The organism is Streptomyces sp. NPDC060209 (assembly GCF_042728155.1).
Taxonomy (GTDB): domain Bacteria; phylum Actinomycetota; class Actinomycetes; order Streptomycetales; family Streptomycetaceae; genus Streptomyces.
In genome coordinates, this window is record NZ_JBHWZS010000096.1 from 1 (window position 1) to 21,103 (window position 21,103).

The 21,103-nt window shown below is 71.1% G+C and carries 23 protein-coding genes; 6 read left to right on the top strand and 17 right to left on the bottom strand.

The genetic code is table 11. The annotated features are described in order from the left end of the window. Window positions 1–76 precede the first annotated feature (76 nt). The 3 genes from ACFWFI_RS19735 (at window position 77) to ACFWFI_RS19745 (ending at window position 2,447) form a co-directional block, all read left to right on the top strand. Window positions 77–1,078, top strand: a complete 1,002-nt coding sequence (locus ACFWFI_RS19735; RefSeq protein ID WP_387391676.1) for a ketopantoate reductase family protein — start codon at window positions 77–79, stop codon at window positions 1,076–1,078. A gap of 65 nt (window positions 1,079–1,143) precedes the next feature. Continuing rightward, window positions 1,144–1,728 carry a TIGR03086 family metal-binding protein gene (locus ACFWFI_RS19740; protein ID WP_387391679.1) on the top strand — a complete coding sequence of 195 codons (585 nt, stop codon included), beginning with the start codon at window positions 1,144–1,146 and terminating at the stop codon, window positions 1,726–1,728. 83 nt (window positions 1,729–1,811) lie between these two features. Beyond that, entirely contained in the window at window positions 1,812–2,447 is a 636-nt protein-coding gene (locus tag ACFWFI_RS19745; RefSeq protein WP_387391682.1) for a mycothiol-dependent nitroreductase Rv2466c family protein, read from the top strand. 6 nt (window positions 2,448–2,453) lie between these two features. Here the strand turns inward: ACFWFI_RS19745 and ACFWFI_RS19750 are convergent, their stop codons facing one another. Further along, complete coding sequence (locus tag ACFWFI_RS19750) at window positions 2,454–2,816, bottom strand: hypothetical protein (protein WP_387391685.1); 363 nt, start codon at window positions 2,814–2,816, stop codon at window positions 2,454–2,456. A 100-nt stretch (window positions 2,817–2,916) separates the two neighbouring features. On the opposite strand from ACFWFI_RS19750, the gene sigJ reads away from it, so the two are divergent. Continuing rightward, window positions 2,917–3,816, top strand: a complete 900-nt coding sequence (gene sigJ, locus ACFWFI_RS19755; protein WP_387391688.1) for an RNA polymerase sigma factor SigJ — start codon at window positions 2,917–2,919, stop codon at window positions 3,814–3,816. Here the strand turns inward: sigJ and ACFWFI_RS19760 are convergent, their stop codons facing one another. From ACFWFI_RS19760 to ACFWFI_RS19825, 14 genes are all read right to left on the bottom strand, one after another. After that, window positions 3,817–4,581, bottom strand: a complete 765-nt coding sequence (locus tag ACFWFI_RS19760; protein ID WP_387391691.1) for a sirohydrochlorin chelatase — start codon at window positions 4,579–4,581, stop codon at window positions 3,817–3,819. It lies immediately after the preceding gene. 5 nt (window positions 4,582–4,586) lie between these two features. Continuing rightward, window positions 4,587–5,465: an ABC transporter permease gene (locus ACFWFI_RS19765; protein ID WP_387391694.1), complete on the bottom strand. Its 879-nt coding sequence runs from the start codon at window positions 5,463–5,465 to the stop codon at window positions 4,587–4,589. Next, on the bottom strand, window positions 5,452–6,243 hold the full coding sequence (locus tag ACFWFI_RS19770; protein WP_387391697.1) for an ABC transporter ATP-binding protein: 792 nt from the start codon (window positions 6,241–6,243) through the stop codon (window positions 5,452–5,454). The genes ACFWFI_RS19765 and ACFWFI_RS19770 overlap by 14 nt, the downstream gene beginning before the upstream one ends. A gap of 49 nt (window positions 6,244–6,292) precedes the next feature. Next, entirely contained in the window at window positions 6,293–7,408 is a 1,116-nt protein-coding gene (locus tag ACFWFI_RS19775) for an aliphatic sulfonate ABC transporter substrate-binding protein (RefSeq protein ID WP_387391700.1), read from the bottom strand. A 234-nt stretch (window positions 7,409–7,642) separates the two neighbouring features. Then, window positions 7,643–8,986, bottom strand: coding sequence for a sulfate adenylyltransferase subunit 1 (locus tag ACFWFI_RS19780; RefSeq protein ID WP_387391703.1), 1,344 nt, complete (start codon window positions 8,984–8,986; stop codon window positions 7,643–7,645). A 2-nt stretch (window positions 8,987–8,988) separates the two neighbouring features. Further along, a complete protein-coding gene (gene cysD, locus ACFWFI_RS19785; protein WP_387391706.1) occupies window positions 8,989–9,924 on the bottom strand; it encodes a sulfate adenylyltransferase subunit CysD in 936 nt (311 codons plus the stop codon). After that, entirely contained in the window at window positions 9,921–10,490 is a 570-nt protein-coding gene (cysC, locus tag ACFWFI_RS19790) for an adenylyl-sulfate kinase (protein WP_387391709.1), read from the bottom strand. Before cysC ends, cysD begins: the two co-directional genes overlap by 4 nt. Further along, complete coding sequence (locus ACFWFI_RS19795) at window positions 10,490–11,206, bottom strand: phosphoadenylyl-sulfate reductase (RefSeq protein WP_387391712.1); 717 nt, start codon at window positions 11,204–11,206, stop codon at window positions 10,490–10,492. Before ACFWFI_RS19795 ends, cysC begins: the two co-directional genes overlap by 1 nt. Continuing rightward, complete coding sequence (locus ACFWFI_RS19800) at window positions 11,203–11,382, bottom strand: hypothetical protein (protein WP_387391715.1); 180 nt, start codon at window positions 11,380–11,382, stop codon at window positions 11,203–11,205. The genes ACFWFI_RS19795 and ACFWFI_RS19800 overlap by 4 nt, the downstream gene beginning before the upstream one ends. Beyond that, window positions 11,379–13,076, bottom strand: a complete 1,698-nt coding sequence (locus tag ACFWFI_RS19805; protein ID WP_387391718.1) for a nitrite/sulfite reductase — start codon at window positions 13,074–13,076, stop codon at window positions 11,379–11,381. Before ACFWFI_RS19805 ends, ACFWFI_RS19800 begins: the two co-directional genes overlap by 4 nt. Window positions 13,077–13,188: 112 nt before the next feature. Then, window positions 13,189–13,272, bottom strand: coding sequence for a putative leader peptide (locus tag ACFWFI_RS19810; RefSeq protein WP_349817346.1), 84 nt, complete (start codon window positions 13,270–13,272; stop codon window positions 13,189–13,191). Window positions 13,273–13,404: 132 nt separating this feature from the next. Continuing rightward, entirely contained in the window at window positions 13,405–13,998 is a 594-nt protein-coding gene (locus ACFWFI_RS19815) for a GNAT family N-acetyltransferase (protein WP_387391721.1), read from the bottom strand. Window positions 13,999–14,046: 48 nt separating this feature from the next. After that, entirely contained in the window at window positions 14,047–15,285 is a 1,239-nt protein-coding gene (locus tag ACFWFI_RS19820) for a GAF domain-containing protein (RefSeq protein WP_387391724.1), read from the bottom strand. A 324-nt stretch (window positions 15,286–15,609) separates the two neighbouring features. After that, a complete protein-coding gene (locus ACFWFI_RS19825; RefSeq protein WP_387391727.1) occupies window positions 15,610–17,247 on the bottom strand; it encodes an acyl-CoA dehydrogenase family protein in 1,638 nt (545 codons plus the stop codon). 104 nt (window positions 17,248–17,351) lie between these two features. Between ACFWFI_RS19825 and ACFWFI_RS19830 the strand changes: the two genes are divergently transcribed. Then, window positions 17,352–18,398 carry a YihY/virulence factor BrkB family protein gene (locus tag ACFWFI_RS19830; RefSeq protein ID WP_387391751.1) on the top strand — a complete coding sequence of 349 codons (1,047 nt, stop codon included), beginning with the start codon at window positions 17,352–17,354 and terminating at the stop codon, window positions 18,396–18,398. A gap of 10 nt (window positions 18,399–18,408) precedes the next feature. Continuing rightward, a complete protein-coding gene (locus tag ACFWFI_RS19835) occupies window positions 18,409–19,170 on the top strand; it encodes a DUF6597 domain-containing transcriptional factor (protein ID WP_387391730.1) in 762 nt (253 codons plus the stop codon). Here the strand turns inward: ACFWFI_RS19835 and ACFWFI_RS19840 are convergent. Together ACFWFI_RS19840 and ACFWFI_RS19845 are read right to left on the bottom strand one after the other, a co-directional pair. Beyond that, window positions 19,107–19,502 (bottom strand): VOC family protein, encoded by a 396-nt coding sequence (locus ACFWFI_RS19840; RefSeq protein ID WP_387391733.1) that lies wholly within the window; start codon window positions 19,500–19,502, stop codon window positions 19,107–19,109. The genes ACFWFI_RS19835 and ACFWFI_RS19840 overlap by 64 nt on opposite strands. Before the next feature lie 63 nt (window positions 19,503–19,565). Continuing rightward, entirely contained in the window at window positions 19,566–21,098 is a 1,533-nt protein-coding gene (locus tag ACFWFI_RS19845; RefSeq protein WP_387391736.1) for a 3-hydroxyacyl-CoA dehydrogenase, read from the bottom strand. Window positions 21,099–21,103: the final 5 nt, after the last annotated feature.

Below are 21,103 nucleotides of genomic sequence, written 5' to 3' on the forward strand. Positions count from 1 at the left end.
GGGCCGCGCTCCCCGAGCGCGGCCCGTTGCCGTACCCGCTTCCCGTGGGGCCGGGCGGTGTGCCAGGCTCGCGAACATGCGCTACATCATCGTGGGAACGGGCGCCGTCGGCGGCGCCATAGGCGGACGGCTCGCGGAGGCGGGCCATCAGGTGGTCCTCGTCGCGCGAGGGACGCAGTACGCCGCCCTGCGGGAGGACGGGCTGCGCCTCACCACGCCGGACGGCACCCGCACCCACCGCCTCCCCGTCGTCGACGGCCCGGCGGCACTGGAACTCGAACCGGACGACGTCCTCGTCCTCGCCGTCAAGACGCAGGACGCCGTCGCGGCACTCGACGCATGGAGCGCCAGGCCGGTGGCGGGCGGCGGGACGGCGGGGGAGCGACTCCCCCTGATCTGCGCGCAGAACGGCGTCGAGAGCGAACGCCTGGCCCTGCGCCGATTCCACCGCGTCTACGGCTGCTGCGTCTATCTCCCCGCGAGCTTCGTGGAGCCGGGCCGGGTCGTCGCCGCCGGAGCCCCGCTCACCGGCATCCTGCACCTCGGCCGGTATCCGTCCGGGACCGACGACACCGTGCGCGCCGTCGCCGCCGACTGGGAGAAGGCGAAACTGGAGGCCCCCGTCGTCCAGGACGTGATGCGCTGGAAGTACGCCAAGCTGCTCTCCAACCTCGCCAACGCCATCGAGGCGGTCACCGGTGTGCTGAACGGCCCGGCCGGCTACGCCCTCTTCGAGCGGGCGCGCACCGAAGGGCGGGCGGTGCTCGCGGCGGCAGGTATCGAGGCAACCGGAAGCGAGGAGCAGGAGGCGGCCCGCGGCGACAGGATCCGCTTCGACCCGTTCGACGGCTCCGAGCGGGGCGGCGGGTCGTCATGGCAGAGCCTCAGCCGTGGCACCGGCACCATCGAGGCCGACTACCTGAACGGTGAGATCGCCCTGCTCGGCCGGCAGCACGGCATCCCCACACCCGTCAACGACGTATTGCGGCGCACCGCGAACGCCTTCGCCAGGGAGCGGCGTGCCGCCGGGTCGATGACGGTGGCCGAGCTCACCGCCCTGGCCGACGCCGCGTCCTGACCACGCCCGGTCCGCTGTCGCGTTTCTTCAAGACCGGCCGCCCGGGCGGAACGCAGGATGAGCACATGAAGAACGCGTACGAGCACATGACCGAATGCGCAGCCGAGTCCGCCCGGATCGCCCGGGGTATCGACGCCACGCTGCCGGCCTCCACCGAGACTCCCTGCCACGGCTGGGACCTACGGGAGCTGACCAACCACTGGGTGCTCTACAGCGCACACGGGCTGGAACACCGTGCCCTGCGCACCCCCATCCCCGACGAGCTGACGGCCCGTGACTTCACGGCGGACGCCGACTGGCCGGAGCGGTACACGGCCCAGCTGGAGCGTGCGGTCGCCGCCTGGTCCGACCTCGCGGCCTGGGAGGGCTCCATCGACACCGGGCACGGTTCCTCCCCGGCTCCGGACATCGCGACGATGCTCATCATGGAGACCGCGCTGCACGGCTGGGACGTGGCCCGGGCCACGGGCCAGGAGTTCCGGCTCTCCGGCCCGGCGGCGGCCTTCCTCCTGGACGCGGTCGAGGGCACTGCCGCGCTCTACCGGCAGTACGAGGGTTTCGCCGGCGAAGTCGCCACGCCCCCAGGAGCGTCCGATTTCGAGCGTGCTCTGGCCCTCAGCGGCCGGGACCCGCGGGGCGCCGCGGCCTGATGCGGTGAGGGGCGCCGGTGGCCCAGCGAATCGATGGCCGAATGGCCCAGAACCGCGGGCCACAGCCTCTCTACGCTCCTCGTATGAGCACCCACGTGAACAAGACAGCGGGCAGGACGGCGGTCGACTTCTACTTCGACCCCGCCTGCCCGTTCGCCTGGATCGCCTCCCGCTGGATGCTGGAGGTGGAGCGGGAGCGCGACATCGAGCTCCGTTTCCACGTCATGAGCCTCCATCTGCACAACACGGGCAACGAACTCCCCGACTGGTACCGCGAACTGGTCGACAGATCGATCGGCCCGGTCCGGGTCGCCGCCGCCGCGGCGGCGGACCACGGGCCCGCTGTCCTCAGGGACCTCTACACCGCTCTGGGCACGCGCATCCACCGCGAGAAGAACGAGGACTTCGACGCCGTCGTCGCCGAGTCCCTGGCCGAACTGGGCCTGCCCGCCGCCCTGGCGGAGGCCGCGCACACGGACACGTACGACGAAGCCGTACGCCGCAGCCACGACCGGGGTAAGGACCCCGCGGCCGGTTCCTACGTAGGCACGCCGACGATCCATGTGGACGGCACCGTGTGGTTCGGGCCTGTGCTCAACTCCGTCCCGCGAGGCGAGGAGGCCGCACGGCTCTTCGACAGCTTCCGGGTCCTGGCAGGCCACCCGGACTTCTTCGAGCTGAAGCGCGAGCGCACCGGCAGCCTCGACTTCGGCCGATAGCGCTTCTCAACGCCGAGCCAGCGCCAGCACGCTCAGCCCGAACATCAGGACGCCCAGCGGGAGATGGACCGACGGTACGTGCGCGATACCGAGCACGACCTGCACAGAGGCGAGGAGAAGGAAGCCGGACGCGTACCAAATGGGCCGGCGTGAGCCGCCGCCCGGCTTCCACGCCAGAACCGCCGCGAGCACGTAGAGCATCGACGCCCCGTACATCACCCGGGCTCCGGCGCTGTGCAGCGTCTCTCCGTAGGACGAGGTCAGCAGCAGCCCGGCGGAGACCGCTTGAAGGAAGATGGTCAGCGTCTGCAGGGCTATCGCGATCTGCAGAAACGAGAAGCGGTGCTGTGCCGTCGCCTGGGTCGCCATGCCGCAGTCCCCTTTTCCGCCCGGAGGCAGTGGATCGATAAGGTCTCACCGGTCCGACGAAGCGGGCCTGCGAGAGGTAAGGCGAGGGGCGGTCAGGAGCATGGGGACGGCTGGGACGGGCACTGACGAGGTGGCCGGCGAGCGGCGCCAACTGATCAACGTCGCCTACCGGTTGCTCGGTTCACTCACCGAGTCCGAGGACGCCGTGCAGGAGGCCTACGCGCGCTGGTACGCGCTGCCACGAAGCCGGCAGGACGAGATCGTGTCCCCCGGCGCCTGGCTGACGACGGTGACCGGCCGCATCTGCCTGGACGTGCTCGGCTCGGCGCGGGCCCGGCGTGAACGCTATGTCGGTGCGTGGCTGCCCGACCCACTGCCCGACCACGCCGGGCGGGACCACGGCCGTCACACCGACCCCGCTGACCAGATAGTCCTGGACGAATCGGTGACCACGGCGTTCCTCGTCGTCCTGGAGTCGATGACACCCGCCGAGCGGGTGGCGTTCGTCCTGCACGACGTCTTCCGCTACCCCTTCGCCGAGATCGCCGGCATCCTCGGCCGGAGCTCCGCTGCCTGCAAGCAGCTCGCGGCCTCCGCCCGGCGGCGGGTGCGTGTCACGCAGGCCCCGGTGACGGCGGCCGGGCAGGCCGACGCGGTGCGGCAGGTCAAAGAGGCCTGGGAGACCAAGAACATCGCGGCCCTCGTCGACCTCCTCGACCCGGCCGCCGTGATGACCGCCGACGGCGGCGGAATGGTCGGTGCCGTCCTGCGCCCCATCGAAGGCGGTGCGCGCATCGCCCGGTACATGGTCGCCATCGCCGACAAGGCTCCGGGGCTCGAACTCATCGAGCGGTCGGTCAACGGTGTGCCGGGTTTGGTGGCCCACAGTGCCGGCACCGTCATGACCGTAGCCTCGTTCGATGTCGTCGACGGCCGCGTCACCCGCATCTGGGCGGTCCGCAACCCGGAGAAGCTGCGGCCGTGGGTGCGGGACGTCTGACTAGGCAGTCATCGCCCCGGCGACCGGCACGCGCGCTTCGTCGTACCGGGTCAGCAGCAGCCGGGCGAGTGCGGGGGACGGCCCCAGGACACCGGCCAGCACATCGGCCCCGGCCTCCTCGGCGCCCGCGGCGATACGGTCGGGGAGCCGGCCGGGGGCGATCACGTACGGCGCCACGGCGACCCGCCGTACGCCGTCGGCCCGCAGGGCGCGCACCACGTCGGCGGTGCGGGCGGATTCCCCGGCAATTGCAGCGGAGGCGAACGCAGGCCGCACGGCGCACCAACCGGTGTGCCGCAGCTCCCGCGCGATTTCAGCGATCACTGCGATCGCCTCCGGGTCTGTGGAGCCCGCCGAGGCCAGGACCAGCCCGGTCGAGCCCTTGTCGCCGGGGGCCACCCCGGCCTCGTACAACCTCTGCTCCAGCGCCGCGTTCAGCAGCGGCGACGGGCCGAGGACGTCGGCCTGGCTGATCCGCAGCCGGGGGAGCCGGGTGCGGGCCTCACGCAGGACCGAAGGGATGTCCGACTTGGCGTGGAACGCCCGGGTCAGCAGCAGCGGAAGCGCGACGACCTCGTCCGCCCCCTCCGCGGCCAGACGCTCCAGCACGCGCGGCACGGAAGGGGCGTTGAACTCCAGGAAGCCGGTCTCCACACGCAGCCCGGGCCGCAGCGACCGCACGCGCGCGGTGAGCGCGTGCACGGTCGCCGCGTGCCGCGGGTCGCGGCTGCCGTGGGCGATGACGAGGAGAACGGGGGCAGACATGTCACTCAGCTCTTGACGAGAAGACCGCGGCTGCGCAGCACCCGCCGCTCCAGCGGGCTGAAGATCAGCAGGTCGATCGCGATGCCGACGAACAGGATGAGGAGGATCGCCAGGAAGATTCCCGGCATGTCGAAGTTGTTCCGGCCGTTCTCCAGCAACTGGCCGAGTCCCAGGCCCAGGTCGGGCGAGGAGGCGATGATCTCGGCGGCCATGAGCGAACGCCAGGAGAACGCCCAGCCCTGCTTGAGGCCCGCCAGATATCCGGGCAGCGCCGCCGGCAGGACGATGTGGATCGTTCCGCGCAGGCCCGTCGCGCCGATCGTGCGGCCCGCGCGCAGGAACAGCGGCGGCACCTGGTCGACACCGGATACCAGGCCGTTGGCTACGGACGGGACCGCGCCGAGCAGGATCACCGCGTACATCGTCTTGTCGTCGAGGCCGAGCCAGATGATGGCCGGCGCCACCCACGCCACGGACGGCAGGGACTGCAGCCCGGACAGGATCGGGCCGATCGCAGCCCGGACCACCTTGACCCGCGCGACCAGCAGACCCAGCGGCGTGCCGATCGCGACGGCCATCACGAAGCCGAGCAGACCGCGCGACACACTGGTCCAGATGACCTCCAGCAGGGTGCCCTGCACCCACATGTCGGTCAGGCTGTCCCAGACCGCCGCGGGCGGCGGCAGCTTGTAGTCGTCGGTGACCTTCGCCCAGACCAGCAGCTGCCAGACGAGGACAACCAGGACCACCGCGACGACCGGCGGCAGGACCTTGTTGAGCAGGATCTCGCGGGTCGGCGTCCTGCGCACCTGTACGGCGTCGAGCGCGTCCAGGCCCGCCTCGAGACCCGCCAGGTCGTCGGCCTTGGTTTCAGTGCTGGCCATGTCGGCGGATCTCCCCACGCAGTTGTTCGGTGATCTCGACGGACAGTTCCGCCACGGCGGTGTCCTCGATGCGGCGCGGCTGCTCGATGTCGACGGTCCACTCCCGGGCGATCCGGCCGGGACGCGACGACAGCAGGATGACGCGCTGAGCGAGCCGCACGGCCTCGCGCACGTTGTGGGTGACGAAGAGGACGGAGGCGTTCGTCTCGCGCCAGATCCGGGTCAGCTCGTCGTGCAGCACGTCGCGGGTGATGGCGTCGAGCGCGGCGAACGGCTCGTCCATCAGCAGCAGCTGGCTGTCCTGGGCGAGTGCGCGGGCCATCGCCACCCGCTGGCGCATCCCGCCCGAGAGTTCGTGCACCCGCTTCCCGTACGCCCCGCCGAGGCGCACGAGCTCCAGCAGTCGCTCCGCCTCCGGGCGGCGGTCCGACTTCGGCACCCCGCGCAGACGCAGGGCCAGTTCGATGTTCTTGCCCGCGGTCAGCCACGGGAAGAGGGCGTGCTCCTGGAACATCAGGGCCGGCCGCCCGCCGGGGGTCTCGATGGACCCCGCGGTCGGACGGTCGAGCCCCGCCACGAGATTGAGCAGCGTGGACTTACCGCACCCGGAAGCTCCCAGGAGGGTGACGAACTCACCCGGAGCGACATCGAGCGTGATGTCGTCCAGGACGAGCTGCTGCCCCGTGGGTCCGGCGAAGGACTTGGAGACGTGTCGGATACGAGCGGCGTACTCGACCGCTGCACGGTCCTCGGCCTTGGTGAGGGTGGTGGTCGCCATGGTCGTCACCTCCTGGGAATCTTCAGGGATGCTGGTGCGGTCGGGTGGGCTACTTGGCGCCGAGACCGGCGTCGGCGACCTCGGGCTGTCCTGCGGCCTTGAGGATCTTGTTCAGCGGCTTCAGGTCGTAGATGCCGTTGAGGTCGGGCTTCTCCAGCAGGCCGGCCTTGACCGCGTGGTCCGCCTGCGCCTGGAGCGTGGCGGCCAGCGGGTCATCGGTGATCTGGATGGACTCCCACGCCGGGTCGAGGACGTCGGCGGGCAGCGCCTTGCCGCTCAGCTTCTCCAGTGCCGAGTTGGCCGAGGCCTTCGCCTTGTCCGGGTTGGCGTTGATCCACTTGTTGGTGTTCACCGTGCCCCGCAGCACCGCGTCCACGACGTCCGGGTGCTCGGAGAGGAACTTCTGCGACACGATGATGTTCGTGATGACGAACTTGTCGTCCGGCCACAGCTTCGACTCGTCGAGCAGGACCTTGCCGCCCTCGGCGACCAGCTTGGAGGCGGTCGGCTCCGGGACCCAGGCGCCGTCCAGGGAGCCGGACTTGAAGGCGTCCGGAGTCACCTTGTTGTCCGAACGGACCACGGAGACGTCGCCCTTGCCGCTCTGGGCGTCGACCTTCCAGCCCTTCTCGGAGATCCAGTTGAGGAACGCCACGTCCTGCGTGTTGCCGAGCTGCGGGGTGGCGATCTTCTTGCCCTTGAGGTCGTCCAGGGTCTTGATCTTCTTCGGGTCGACGACGAGCTTCACGCCGCCGGAGGCCGAGCCGCCGATGATCCGCAGGCTCTGGCCCTTGGACTTGGCGTAGCCGTTGATCGAGGGGGAGGGGCCGATGAAGCCGATGTCGATCGAACCCGCGTTGAGCGCCTCGATCTCGGAGGGCCCCGCGTTGAACGTCGAGGGCTTGACCGTGGTGCCGCCCAGCTCCTTGGCGATGAGGCCTTCCTGGATACCGACCAGGGCGGTGGCGTGCGTGAGGTTCGGGAAGTAACCGATCTTCACGGTGTCCGTCGAGAGCTTCTTCCCGTCGGCGGAGACGTTCGACTTCGCGGCGTCGTCGTCCTTCGCCTCGGAGCCGTAGCCGCAGGCGGTGGCCGCCATGGCGAGCAGCGGCAGAGCGGCGGCAGCGGCGAGGCTGCGGCGGAGAGTGGTACGGGTGGCAGGCACGGGAGGCTTTCCTCTCGTTGGCCCGGTGCTCACGTCCCCCAGGAGTCGGGTGGCGCGGCCGGGCGGTCGGCAGGTCTTCGTCTGAACTGGCGGTGCGGGTGGTACGAGCGGGCGCGCAGGCAGTGCGCGTACGTCATCACGCACATCGCCCGACCCCGCCCTGGCCGCTGCCGAGGGCGCCGCTGCCGACCCGGCCGCCCTCCTTCGCGAAGGTCGAGAAGAAATCGGTGATCATCAGAAGTCCCACTCCGCGTCCTCGGCCGAGGTGTCCGCGTCCGCGTCGCCCTCGGTGGCGGCGGCGAACGAGGCGCCCGCCATGCCGGCCGTCAGCGTCGTGCCGTCGGCGGGGTCGATCAGCAGGAACGAGCCCGTACGCCGCGAGTCCGCGTAGGCGTCGAGCGCGAGCGGCTCGGCGGTACGGACGACGACCCGGCCGATGTCGTTGGCCACCAGCTGCCCGGGAGCCGGGTGCTGGGAGAGGTCGTCGAGCGTGAGGCGCGACGGGATGTCCTTGACGATCGCCTTGACGGTGCGGGTGGTGTGCTTGAGCAGTACCCGCTGGCCGACGGTGAGCGGCCGGTCGGCCACGTGGCAGACGGTCGCCTCGACGTCCTGCGTGACGGCGGGGGCGTCGTCCACCGGAGCGATCAGGTCGCCCCGGGAGATGTCGATGTCGTCGCCCAGCCGGATCGTCACGGACTGCGGGGCCCAGGCGATGTCGACGCTCTCGCCGAGTGCGTCGATCCCCTCGATCGTCGTGGTGCGTCCGGACGGCAGCACGGAGACCCTCTCGCCGACCCGGAACACCCCGGCGGCGATCTGACCGGCGTAGCCCCGGTAGTCGGGGTTCTCGGCGGTCTGCGGGCGGATCACGTACTGGACCGGGAAGCGCGCGTGGCACTCGGTCAGGTCATGGCTGACCGGCACCGTCTCCAGGTGCTCCAGGACCGTCGGGCCGCCGTACCAGTCCATGTGGGCGGACGGCTCCACGACGTTGTCGCCGGCCAGCGCGGAGATCGGGATCGCGGTGATCTCCGGGACGCCGAGGGAGGCGGCGTACGCGGTGAACTCCTTGGCGATCGCGGCGAACACGGGCTCCGCGTAGTCCACGAGGTCCATCTTGTTCACGGCGAGGACGACGTGGGGGACGCGCAGGAGGGCGGCCACGGCGGCGTGGCGGCGGGTCTGTTCGACGACGCCGTTGCGGGCGTCGACGAGGACGACGGCGAGTTCCGCGGTGGAGGCGCCGGTGACCATGTTGCGGGTGTACTGCACGTGGCCCGGGGTGTCGGCGAGGATGAACCGGCGCCGGGGCGTGGCGAAGTAGCGGTACGCCACGTCGATGGTGATGCCCTGCTCGCGCTCGGCGCGCAGGCCGTCGGTCAGCAGTGCCAGGTCGGGTGCTTCCTGGCCGCGGTTGGTGGAGGCGAGCGCGACGGCTTCCAGCTGGTCGGTGAGGACCGACTTGGAGTCGTGCAGCAGGCGTCCCACGAGGGTGGACTTGCCGTCGTCGACGGACCCTGCCGTGGCGAACCGCAGGAGGGTGGTGGCCGACAACTGCTCGGTGGTGGTGGTCATGTCTAGAAGTACCCCTCGCGCTTGCGGTCTTCCATCGCGGCCTCGGACATCTTGTCGTCGGCGCGGGTCGCGCCCCGCTCGGTGAGCCGGGAGGCGGCGATCTCGGTGATCACGGCGTCCAGGGTGGTGGCGTCGGAGTCGACGGCACCGGTGCAGGACATGTCGCCGACGGTGCGGTAGCGGACCTGGCGGGTCTCGGTCCTCTCGTGCTCCTTGGGGCCGCCCCAGTCGCCGGCGGTGAGCCACATACCGGAACGGCTGAAGACCTCACGCTCGTGGGCGAAGTAGATCTCCGGGAGCTCGATGCCCTCACGCTCGATGTACTGCCAGACGTCGAGCTCGGTCCAGTTGGAGATGGGGAACACGCGGACGTGCTCGCCGGGGGCGTGGCGGCCGTTGTAGAGCTGCCACAGCTCGGGACGCTGGCGGCGGGGGTCCCACTGGGAGAACTCGTCGCGCAGGGAGAAGACGCGCTCCTTGGCGCGGGCCTTCTCCTCGTCGCGTCGTCCGCCGCCGAACACGGCGTCGAAGCGGTGCTGCTGGATGGCCTCGGTGAGCGGGACGGTCTGCAGCGGGTTGCGGGTGCCGTCGGGGCGCTCGCGGAGCTTGCCCGCGTCGATGTAGTCCTGGACGGAGGCCACGTGCAGGCGCAGTCCGTGCTTCTCCACGGTGCGGTCGCGGTATTCGAGGACCTCGGGGAAGTTGTGTCCGGTGTCCACGTGCAGCAGCGTGAAGGGTATGGGCGCGGGAGCGAACGCCTTCAGCGCGAGGTGCAGCATCAGGATCGAGTCCTTGCCGCCGGAGAAGAGGATCACCGGCCGCTCGAACTCCCCCGCCACCTCACGGAAGATGTGCACCGCCTCAGACTCCAGGGAGTCCAGGTGGCTCAGCGCGTACGGGTTGACGGTGCCTTCCGGCACGGTGGCGACAGTGCTCACGCCAGGCCCCTCTCGGTGAGCAGCGCACGAAGCGCCGCTGCGGACTCCTGCACGGTCTGCTGGTGCGACTCGATCCGCAGATCCGGCGACTCAGGTGCCTCGTAGGGGTCGTCGACCCCGGTGAGACCACTGATCTCGCCCGCCGCCTGCTTGGCGTACAGCCCCTTCACATCGCGTTCGGAGCACACCTCGACCGGGGTCGCGACGTGCACCTCCAGATACGCGGTGCCCTCCTGCTGGTGACGCTTGCGTACGGCGTCACGGCTGTCGGCGTACGGCGCGATGACGGGGACGAGGACCTTCACGCCGTTGGCGGCCAGCAGTTCGGCGACGAAGCCGATCCGCTGGACGTTGGTGTGCCGGTCCTCGCGGGAGAAGCCGAGGCCCGCGGAGAGGAACTCCCGGATCTCGTCACCGTCGAGCACCTCGATCCGGTGCCCGTCGGCGCGCAGCCGGCCCGCCAGCTCGTAGGCGATGGTGGTCTTGCCCGCGCTCGGCAGACCGGTGAGCCAGACGGTGGCTCCCGTCTCCGTCACGCTCATCGATATCTCCTGATCAGTCGTCATCAGCCGTGCAGCCCGCATTCGGTCTTGCCACGCCCGGCCCAGCGGCCGGCCCGTGCGTCCTCGCCCTCCAGCACCCGCCGGGTGCAGGGCGCGCAGCCGACGGAGGCGTAACCGTCCATCAGCAACGGGTTGGTCAGAACGCCGTGTTCGGCGACGTAGGCGTCCACGTCCTCCTGGGTCCACCGGGCGATGGGCGAGACCTTGACCTTGCGGCGCTTCTCGTCCCAGCCCACGACCGGGGTGTTCGCCCGGGTGGGGGACTCGTCGCGACGCAGTCCGGTCGCCCAGGCCGCGTAGGCCGTCAGCCCCTCTTCCAGGGGCTTGACCTTGCGCAGCGCGCAGCACAGGTCGGGGTCGCGGTCGTGCAGCTTCGGGCCGTACTCGGCGTCCTGCTCGGCGACCGACTGACGCGGGGTCAGCGTGATGAGGTTGACGTCCATCACCGCGTCCACCGCGTCCCGCGTGCCGATGGTCTCCTCGAAGTGGTAGCCGGTGTCCAGGAAGACGACGTCCACGCCGGGGAAGACCCGGGAGGCCAGGTGCGCGACGACCGCGTCCTCCATGGAGGAGGTGACGCAGAAGCGCTTGCCGAAGGTGTCGGCCGCCCACTTCAGGATGTCGCTCGCGGAGGCGTCCTCCAGGTCGCGCCCGGCGCGCACCGCCAGGTCCTTCAGGGCCTCGTCGGTGAGCTCGGCTGCTTGCAGAGTGTCCGTCATGTCCCGTCCCCTTCTACGTCGTCGCGCTGGAGTCCCCGGGTCAGCAGACCCAGGAACTTCAGCTGGAACGCGCGGTTGCAGGAAGCACATTCCCAGGCGCCGTGGCCGGCCTCGTGCGGGCGCAGGTCCTCGTCGCCGCAGTACGGGCAGTAGAACGGCGCGGCTCGCTCGCTCATGACAGCGACTCCGCACTGGCGCGGGCCGCCCAGGTCGCGAAGCGCTCGCCCTCCTCGCGCTCCTCCTGGAAGTTGCCGAGCACGCGCTCGACGTAGTCCGGGAGTTCGGCCGAGGTGACCTTCAGGCCACGGACCTTGCGGCCGAAGCCGGCCTCCAGGCCGAGCGCGCCGCCCAGGTGCACCTGGTAGCCCTCGACCTGGTTGCCGTCGCCGTCCAGCATGAGCTGGCCCTTGAGGCCGATGTCCGCGGTCTGGATGCGGGCGCAGGCGTTGGGGCAGCCGTTGATGTTGATCGAGAGCGGCTCCTCGAATTCCGGCATGCGGCGCTCCAGCTCGTCGATGAGCGCGGCACCGCGCGCCTTCGTCTCGACGATCGCCAGCTTGCAGAACTCGATGCCGGTGCAGGCCATCGTCCCGCGCCGGAAGGGAGAGGCGTTCACCTGGAAGTCCAGGGCCTCGAGACCGGCGGACAGGGACTCGACCTGGTCCTGCTCGACGTCCAGGATGAGCATCTTCTGCTCGACGGTGGTGCGCACCCGGCCCGAGCCGTGCGCCTCGGCCAGATCGGCGATCTTGGCCAGCGTGGAGCCGTCCACCCGGCCGACGCGCGGCGCGAAGCCCACGTAGAAGCGGCCGTCCTGCTGCGCGTGCACACCGATGTGGTCGCGCCAGCGTGAGGAGGGCTGCGCGGGCGGCGGTCCGTCCAGCATCGGGCGCTTGAGGTATTCGTCCTCGAGGATCCGGCGGAACTTCTCCGGTCCCCAGTCGGCCATCAGGAACTTCAGACGTGCGCGCGTACGCAGCCGGCGGTAGCCGTAGTCGCGGAAGATCCCGACGACACCGGCCCAGACGTCGGGGACCTCGTCCAGCGGCACCCAGGCGCCCAGGCGCTCGGCGAACCGCGGGTTGGTGGAGAGCCCGCCGCCGACCCACAGGTCGAAGCCGGGGCCGTGCTCGGGGTGGTCCACCCCGACGAACGCGATGTCGTTGATCTCGTGCACCACGTCCTGGACCGGCGAGCCCGAGATCGCGGTCTTGAACTTGCGGGGCAGGTTGGAGAATTCCTTGCTGCCGATGTAGCGCTCGTGGATCTCGTCGACCGCCGGCGTGCCGTCGATGATCTCGTCGGCGGCGATCCCGGCCACCGGCGAACCGATGATCACACGGGGGCAGTCGCCGCAGGCCTCGGTCGTCGAGAGCCCGACGGCCTCGAGCTTCTCCCAGATCGCCGGGACGTCCTCGATGCGGATCCAGTGCAGCTGGACGTTCTGCCGGTCGGTGATGTCGGCGGTCCCGCGCGCGTACTCCTCGGAGATCTCTCCGATGACGCGCAGCTGCGCGGTGGTCAGCCTTCCGCCGTCGATGCGCACGCGCAGCATGAAGTAGCGGTCGTCCAGCTCCTCCGGCTCCAGCACGGCGGTCTTGCCGCCGTCGATGCCGGGCCGGCGCTGGGTGTACAGGCCCCACCAGCGCATACGTCCGCGGAGGTCGTTCGGGTCGATGGAGTCGAATCCGCGCTTCGAGTAGATCGTCTCAATGCGCGTCCGTACGTTGAGACTGTCGTCGTCCTTCTTGAACTGCTCGTTCCCGTTGAGCGGGGTGAAGTGACCCATGGCCCACTGACCTTCACCACGGTGACGTCCGGCCTTGCGGCGGGGCGTGGCGGTAGCAGGCTTCTCGGGGATGGCGGCCATGGCTATACGTCCTTCGGGACTGCAGGAGGGCGGCTCTGAACTGCACACTCGCGTGAGGCGCGGCGGTGCGCAGGGGTGGAGCGGAATCAGGAGATCGCGGTGCTGGAGACTCTCAGCGGACCGGACAGATGGCGCTGGACATGCGGCCGAGGTCGACGTGCCGCCGACTCACCAAGGCAATTCCAGTTCCAGACATGACGGAAGCGTGTCACGCGAATCTCGGGCCAGTCCACCACGATCCATTATGTGGACGAGATGGTCCCGAAATGTGAGACGTTGTGGTGTCGGTCACGCCTCCCTGTCGACAAAGCGACACGAAGGGCCGTGATCAGGCGTGCGCGCCGGGCCAGGGGCCGGGGTTCGCGACGTCGGGCTCCTGCTCGATCTTGGTCTCGGACAGCCGGAAGCCACGCCGCAGGTAGTTGTCCATCGCGTGCGGGCCGTCGTTCGAGCACGTGTGCACCCACACCCGCTCGGTGGGCTTCCGCCCCGGATGGCGCTCGGCCAGGTCCCACGCGCGGGCCACGCCGTACGACAGCAGGTGGCCGCCGATCCGCCGGCCACGGAAGGCCGGGATCAGCCCGAAGTAGGCGATCTCGACCGCCCCGCCCTCCTGGGCGTCGAGCTCGATGAACCCCGCCGGGGTCCCGTTCTCGTACGCCACCCAGGTCTCGCCCCCCGGGCGCTCCAGGATCTCCTGCCACTGCGCGTACGTGAGGCCCAGCCGGTCGGTCCACCGCACGTCCCCGCCCACAGCCGTGTACAGGAAACGGCTGAACTCGGGCAGCGGTATCTCCGAGCGCGCGACCGTCACTCCGTCCGCGGGGGCGGCGGCGGGGCTCAGATCGGCGGGGGACGTCTGTTCCAGATACCAGACGGTCACGTCGGAGAGGGCGGGGGCGCTGTGCGTGGAGTCGCTCATGGCGGTCAGAAAACCACGACGGCGGGCCCTTGCCCAAACCCGGCCGGCTCAGACCGTCCCCGCGGGCATACGCGCCCTGAGCACCACCGGAGCCGTCGAGCGGGGCAGCAGATCGGCCGGCACGTCCGGGTGGGCCACCTCCACCTCGACCCCCTCGCGGAATCGGTAAGGCCGGTGCGCCAGCACCTCCGCCAGATGGCGGCGCATGCGCGATATCTCGGCCCGCACGGTCACCGTCCTGGTCGCGTCACCGAAGACGTCCTCGGCCAGCTCCGCCGCGGTGCGCCCCTCCCGGTGCAGGGCCAGCGCGTACAGCAGCTCCGCGTGGCGGGGCGAGAGCCGGCGTGTCCAGCTGCCCACAGGACCAGCCACATGGACAGTGAGCCCCCGCTCCCGGCTCAGGTCGAGCACCACCCGGCGCGGCGAACGGTCGTGCCCGCCCTCCTCGACCTGCACGAGCCAGCCGCCGGGCAGCGGCTCCACCCGGCACATCCCGAGCGAGGCGAGCCAGACGGTGCCCGGCTCCAGCGACTTCGGCAGAGGCAGCCGGTCGAGGGGCGGCATACCGCTGACGGCGGCCAGCCAGCCGTGGGTGTCGACCACCAGTGCGCGGCCGCCGAGCCGGCACAGGATCGGTGCGGCCACCGAGCGCAGCCGCTCGATCGCCACCAGGTGCCTGCTGCGCAGCTCGCTCTCCGCCAGCGCGGCCACCGAACCGACCAGGGCCAGCGTCGCCGGGTGGAAGGTGGAGGCGGGCCCGCTGATGTCGACGATGCCCATCAGCCGGCCGTCCCGGGGGTCGCGCACCGGGGCCGCCGCACAGGTCCAGCTCTGCAGCGCGCGGATGAAGTGCTCGGCGGAGTGGACCTGGATGGGGGTGCGCGCTGCGAGCGCGGTGCCGATGGCGTTCGTCCCCGTCGCCGACTCCGCCCAGGCGGCACCCTCCTCCAGGCAGATGTCCTTGGCCCGCCGCATCACGGCCGCATGCCCCTGACGCCACAGGACCCGGCCCTCGGTATCGGTGACGACCATGATCTGCTGTGTCGCGTCCGCGATCGTGGCCAGCCCCTCCCGGAGCAGGGGCATGACCTCGCCGAGCGCGGTGCTCCTGCGCCGGTGCTCGATCTCGTCCGTCTCCAGCAGTCTGCTCTCCGGCGACTGCTCGGGATCGATACCGCTGCGCAGCACACGGTCCCAGGACGCGTCGATCTCCGCGCGCGGAGCCGCCGCCGTCCGCTCGCCCGTCAGCCGGGCCTCCCGCGCACGGTGGACCAGGCGCTCGGTCATCGCGGGATATGAGGCGTTTTCCGGCCGCGCCGGCGCGGCAGGGCGTGATTCCATGTCGGTCCCCCCAACAAGCGTGGGCCCGGTCCGGTAGCGGGAAACCAGGCCCTGAGGAACCATCCTGCCGTGCCGGGGACCCGTTGGCTCGTACTCCACGCAATGGTTGCAACCCTTTGCAACTCTGGTGACAGGGCGCAGATCGTACGAGAGTGGCCGAACGCCGTACGGGGAGTCCTCGACCCGCCGCGCGGTGGTGCACAAGCGTGGAGGGTGGTGCCGTGTCGGCGCAGCACCACCCTCCGTCGTTTGCCGCCCACGGGACAGCTCTCAGCCTTCCTGAGCCCGCGCCCGCTCCACGACCGTGGCCAGATCCAGACTGTGCGGCAGCGTCCCGAAGGCCGAGCCCCAGTCCCCGCCCAGCCGTGAGGCGCAGAACGCGTCCGCGACCTCCGGCGGCGCCCAGCGCAGCAGCAGTGAGCCCTGCAGCACGAGTGCCATCCGCTCGACCAGCCGCCTGGCACGTGCCTCGACGGCGTCCAGATCCGCCAGCTCCGTCAGCAGGTCCTTGATCGCCGCGTCGAGCCGGTGGTCCGCGCCGCGCGCCTTCCCGACCTCCTGGAGGAACGCGTTGAGCGCCTGCGGTTCACGCTGCAGCGCACGCAGCACATCGAGCGCCTGTACGTTGCCCGAGCCCTCCCAGATCGAGTTGAGCGGGGCCTCGCGCAGCAGCCGGGGCATCCCGGACTCCTCGACGTAACCGTTGCCGCCGAGGCACTCGAGAGCCTCCCCGACCACCGCCGTGCACCGCTTCGTCACCCAGTACTTGGCGGCCGGCACCGCGATCCGCAGGAAGGCACGCTCCTCCTCCGTGTCGGCGTCGTACGCTGCGGCCAGCCGCAGCGCGAGCGTCGTCGCCGCCTCCGACTCCAGGGCCAGGTCGGCCAGTACGTTGCGCATCAGCGGCTTCTCGATCAGCAGTCCGCCGAACGCGCTTCGGTAGGCGCTGTGGTGGATCGCCTGCGCCACCGCCTGGCGCATCAGCGCCGCCGAACCGACCACGCAGTCCAGCCGGGTCGCCGCCACCATCTCGATGATGGTGCGCACCCCGCGCCCCTCCTCGCCGACCCGGCGGGCCCACGTCCCGTCGAACTCGACCTCGCTGGAGGCGTTGGACCGGTTGCCCAGCTTGTCCTTGAGGCGCTGGATCGCGAACGCGTTGCGGGCGCCGTCCGGCAGGACCCGCGGTACGAGGAAGCAGCTCAGCCCGCCCGGTGCCTGCGCCAGCACCAGGAAGCCGTCGGACATGGGCGCCGAACAGAACCACTTGTGGCCGGTGAGCAGATACTCCCCGTCGCCCGCCAGCGCCTCGGCCCGTGTGGTGTTGGACCGCACGTCGGTGCCGCCCTGCTTCTCCGTCATGCCCATCCCGAAGAGCACACCGGCCTTCTGCGACGCGGGCCGCAGACCCTCCTCGTAGACGTGCGAGGTCAGCAGCGGCTCCCACTCCGCCGCCAGCGCCGGATCGGTCCGCAGCGCCGGGACGGCCGCGTGCGTCATCGACAGCGGGCACCCGTGGCCCGCTTCGGCCTGCGTCCAGACCAGGAACCCGGCCGCGCGCCGGACATGGCCGCCCTGCCGGCCCCAGGCGTCAGTGAGTCCGGCCGTGACCGCGTGCCCCAGCAGCCGGTGCCAGGACGGGTGGAAGTCCACCTCGTCGATGCGGTGCCCGTAACGGTCGTGAGTGCGCAGTCTCGGTGGGTTCTCGTTCGCCTGCGCACCCCACTCCTGGGCCTGGAACGAGCCGGCGGACCGGCCCAGCGCGCTGAGTTCCTCCCGGGCCTCGCCGAGGATCCCGGGCGCGAGGTGCCGCTCGACGGCCTCCGTCAGCGCCCGGTCACCGGCGTAGACGTCATAGCCGACCAGCGGCGGAACCTGGTTGGTCACTGTGTGGGTGCTTGCTGCCATGCCGATACGGTAAGGAGGTGCAGGCAGCAAATGAAACACCCGAACGGCCACCGGGTCGGCTCCACCGGGCTCGAGTCCTCTACCGCAACGTCTCGAAGCGGCAGATGGCGTGGCAGTTGCTCAAGGACACGGTCAATTCGTGCATCGAGTACCGCATCCTCGGCCTCGCGGCCGAGGCCGCGTTCTTCACCCTGCTGTCCCTGCCGCCGCTGCTGCTCGGCCTGATCGGGCTGCTCGGATACGTCGACGACTGGACGGCCGCCACCACGGTCGCCTCCATCGAGCGCAACATCCTTGGTGCGGTGCAGACGGTGCTGTCCGAGCGGGGCGTCAACGACATCGCCAAACCGCTCATAGCCGACGTCACCACGGGTGCGCGCCCCGATGTCATCTCCATCGGATTCGCGATCGCGCTCTGGTCGGGTTCACGCGCGGTGAACGTCTTCATCGAGACCATCACCGTGATGTACGGGCTCGACGGCCACCGCGGCATCGTCAAGACGCGGCTGCTCGCGTTCCTGCTGTACGTCGTCGCGCTGCTGCTGGGCGCGGTGGTGCTGCCGCTGCTGGTGGTCGGCCCCGACCGGGTGGTGGAGTTCGTCCCGTGGGGCACCGAGGTGCTCGCGGTCATGTACTGGCCGCTGGTCATATTGCTGTCCATCGCGTTCCTGACGACGCTCTACCACGTGTCCGTGCCGGTCCGTTCGCCGTGGATAGAGGACGTGCCCGGCGCACTCGTGGCGCTCGGGATGTGGGTGCTGGGGAGCTTCCTGCTACGGATCTACCTCACGAGCACGGTCGAAGGGCCCACCATCTACGGCTCGTTGGCCGCACCCATCGCTGTCCTGCTCTGGATAGGTGTATCCGCTTTCGCCGTACTTGTCGGTGCCGCCGTGAACGCCGCGATCGACCGTGTGTGGCCCTCGCTGGCCACCGCCGCCGCCCGTGCCACCAGCGACCGGCTCAAGGCCGCCCAGGCCGCGGAACTCGTGGCTCGCACCCAGGCGGCGAACTGGGACGCGTACGCCGACGACGAGGAGGACGACGACATGTGCATGCCCTCCGAATTCCCCGAACGCTGGTCGCGCTTCCTCCCCCCGGACGACGTGAAGTCCCGGCTGCACTCGAACCGGGACAAGGACGCCACGTAGCCTGGTGACCATGGGCGCACGGTACGAGGAACGGGCATCGCGCTTCGGCGGCGCGGTCCTCTGGACCTGGAGCGGGCCGCGTGACCCCGCCCGGCCGGTACTGCCCGACGGCTGCATGGACCTGCTGTGGGCCGGCGGCCGGCTGCTGGTGGCGGGCCCCGACACCCACGCGTTCACCCCGGCCGCGGTGCTCTCCGGCAGCTGCGCGGGCATCCGCTTCGCCCCCGGCACGGCACCCGCGCTCCTCGGCGTGCCGGCGCACGAGCTGCGCGACCGGCGGGTCCCGCTCGACTCGCTCTGGTCAGGCAACGAGGTACGCAGGCTGACCGAGCGGACCGCCGCGACCGACGACCCCGCTGCCGCCCTGGAGAGCATCGCCCTGCGCCGGGCGGCCGGCACCGAACCCCCGGACCCGCTCACGGCGGCCGTCGCCGCACAACTGCGTCAGGGATGTTCCGTCGCCGCCACCGCGCACGCCGTCGGGCTCGGAGCCCGCCAGCTGCACCGCCGCTCGCTGGCCGCTTTCGGCTACGGCCCCAAGACGCTGGGCAGGGTCCTGAGACTCCAGCGCGCCCTGGCCCTCGTACGAGCGGGCACGCCGTACGCCGAGGCCGCGTACGCCGCGGGCTGTACGGACCAGGCGCATCTGGCCCGTGAGGTGCGGGACCTGGCCGGCACGACGCTCGGCGGCTATCTGGCCGGGACGGGCTACGAGGGATTCGCGGCGAACAGCGAGACGGCGCAGCCGTCGGGGTCCAGGACGACCGCGTAACGCTGCCCCCAGACGGCGTCCCAGGGCTGCAGATGGCCCTCGTATCCCGCGGCGGTCAGATCGGCGTAGACCGCGTCGACCTCCGCGGGGCTGTCACAGAGGAAGGCGAGCCCGAGGCGCTCGCCGCCCTTCGAACCCGTCCAGCCGGGGTCGAAGGAACGGACGACGTCCTCGGTGTCCCACAGCAGGCGCTGCCCGCCGGGAAGCGCCACTTCTACATGGGGCGCGGATTCGGCGTCCGCGGGGATGTCGAGCCCGAGCCGGCGGTAGAAGGCGAGCGAAGCGGCCAGGTCGGCGGTGGTGACGGAGATCGCGTCGAGTCGTGGAGTCATGGAACGACCGTATGCCGGGGGCCGTGACCGGGTCTTGTACGAAACGGTCACGGCCCTGCGCGGTCACCGCTGTGCGCAGGCGGCGGGCGAGGTGCCCGGCTCCGTCAGCGACAGGCCCAGCTGAGCGCGTTCGGTGAGCCAGCGGGCCGGACGGTGCCGCGGGTCGCCGGTCGTGGCGTGCAGGGACCGCTGCAGGTCCAGCATCCGCGCGGCCCCGATCCGGTCGCCCCAGGCCAGCGGTCCCACCGGGTATCCGAGGCCGGTCGTCACGGCGAGGTCGATGTCCGCCGGGGTGGCCAGCGAGCGCTCCGCGATCGAGGCGGCGACCGAGACCACCGAGGCGAGCAGCCGCTGCGCCACCGAGCCCGCGGTGTCGCGCACCACCGACACGGCCCAGGGCTCCCCGCCGTCCGTCGCGCGGGCCAGCACCGCGCGGGCGTCCCGCGCGGCGGCAGGGCCGGAGGCGGGCGTCACCGCGAGCACCCGGCGACGGCCCGCCGGGGGCAGCGGGTCCACACCGAAGGTGCGCGCGGCGGGCAGCCCCTGCGAGGCCACCGCCGCCGCGACGGTGGTGCCCCAGACGGGGACGAGGACCAGCGCGCTCTCCGAGGGCCCGGGGCCGCTCTCGACCGTCGCTCCGGCGGCGCTCAGCGCGCTCCGCAGTTCGTCCCCCTCGTCGCCCGCCACGAACACCGGCCGGTCCGCGTCACCCGTGACCGGCGGTTCCGGGGCCGGGGCGGGCGCGTCGGGGCCGTACTCGAACCAGCCCTGTCCGGTCTTGCGGCCGTGCAGGCCCGCGGTCACGCGGTTCGGGGTGAGGAAAGAGGGGCGGAGCCGGTCCTCGTAGCGGAAGCCCTGCCAGATCGAGTCGATCACGGCGGCCGTGACGTCCAGCCCGGTGAGGTCCATCAGTTCGAACGGCCCCATGCGCAGCCCCAGGACGTCGCGGGCGATCCGGTCGATACCGGCCGGGTCCGCGACGGACTCCTCCAGCAGTGCCAGGGCTTCCGTGACCAGACCCCGGCCGGCGTGGTTGACGAGGAAGCCGGGGGTGTCGGCGACGGTGACCGCACGGTGGCCGCAGCTCTCGACGAGCGCCGTGAGGGCCGGCGGGATCTCGGGACGGGTGGCGGAGCCCGGCACGACCTCGACGATCTTCATCAGCGGCACGGGGTTGAAGAAGTGCAGACCCGCGAGCCGTCCCGGATCCCGCAGCGAGGCGGCGATCCGCGTCACCGACAGGGACGAGGTGTTGGTGGCGAAGACCGCGGAGTCCGGCAGGGCCTGCTCCAGTTTCCCGAAGACCTCGGCCTTGGTGTCCAGGTCCTCCCGTACGGCCTCGATGACCAGCTCGACCTCCGGGCCCCGCGCCCACGGGTCGTCCAGCGGAACCAGCCGTCCCAGGGCGGCGGCGGAGTCCTCGGGGGACATCCGGCCCTTCTGGACCGCGCGTTCCAGCATGGACCGCACGAAGTCCACGGCCGCTGTCACCGCCTCGGTCCGGACGTCGCAGAGCTCGACGGTGTGCCCGGCCGCCGCGGCCCACTGGGCGATGCCGCGGCCCATGGCTCCGGCTCCGACGATCCTGATACGCATGGCGG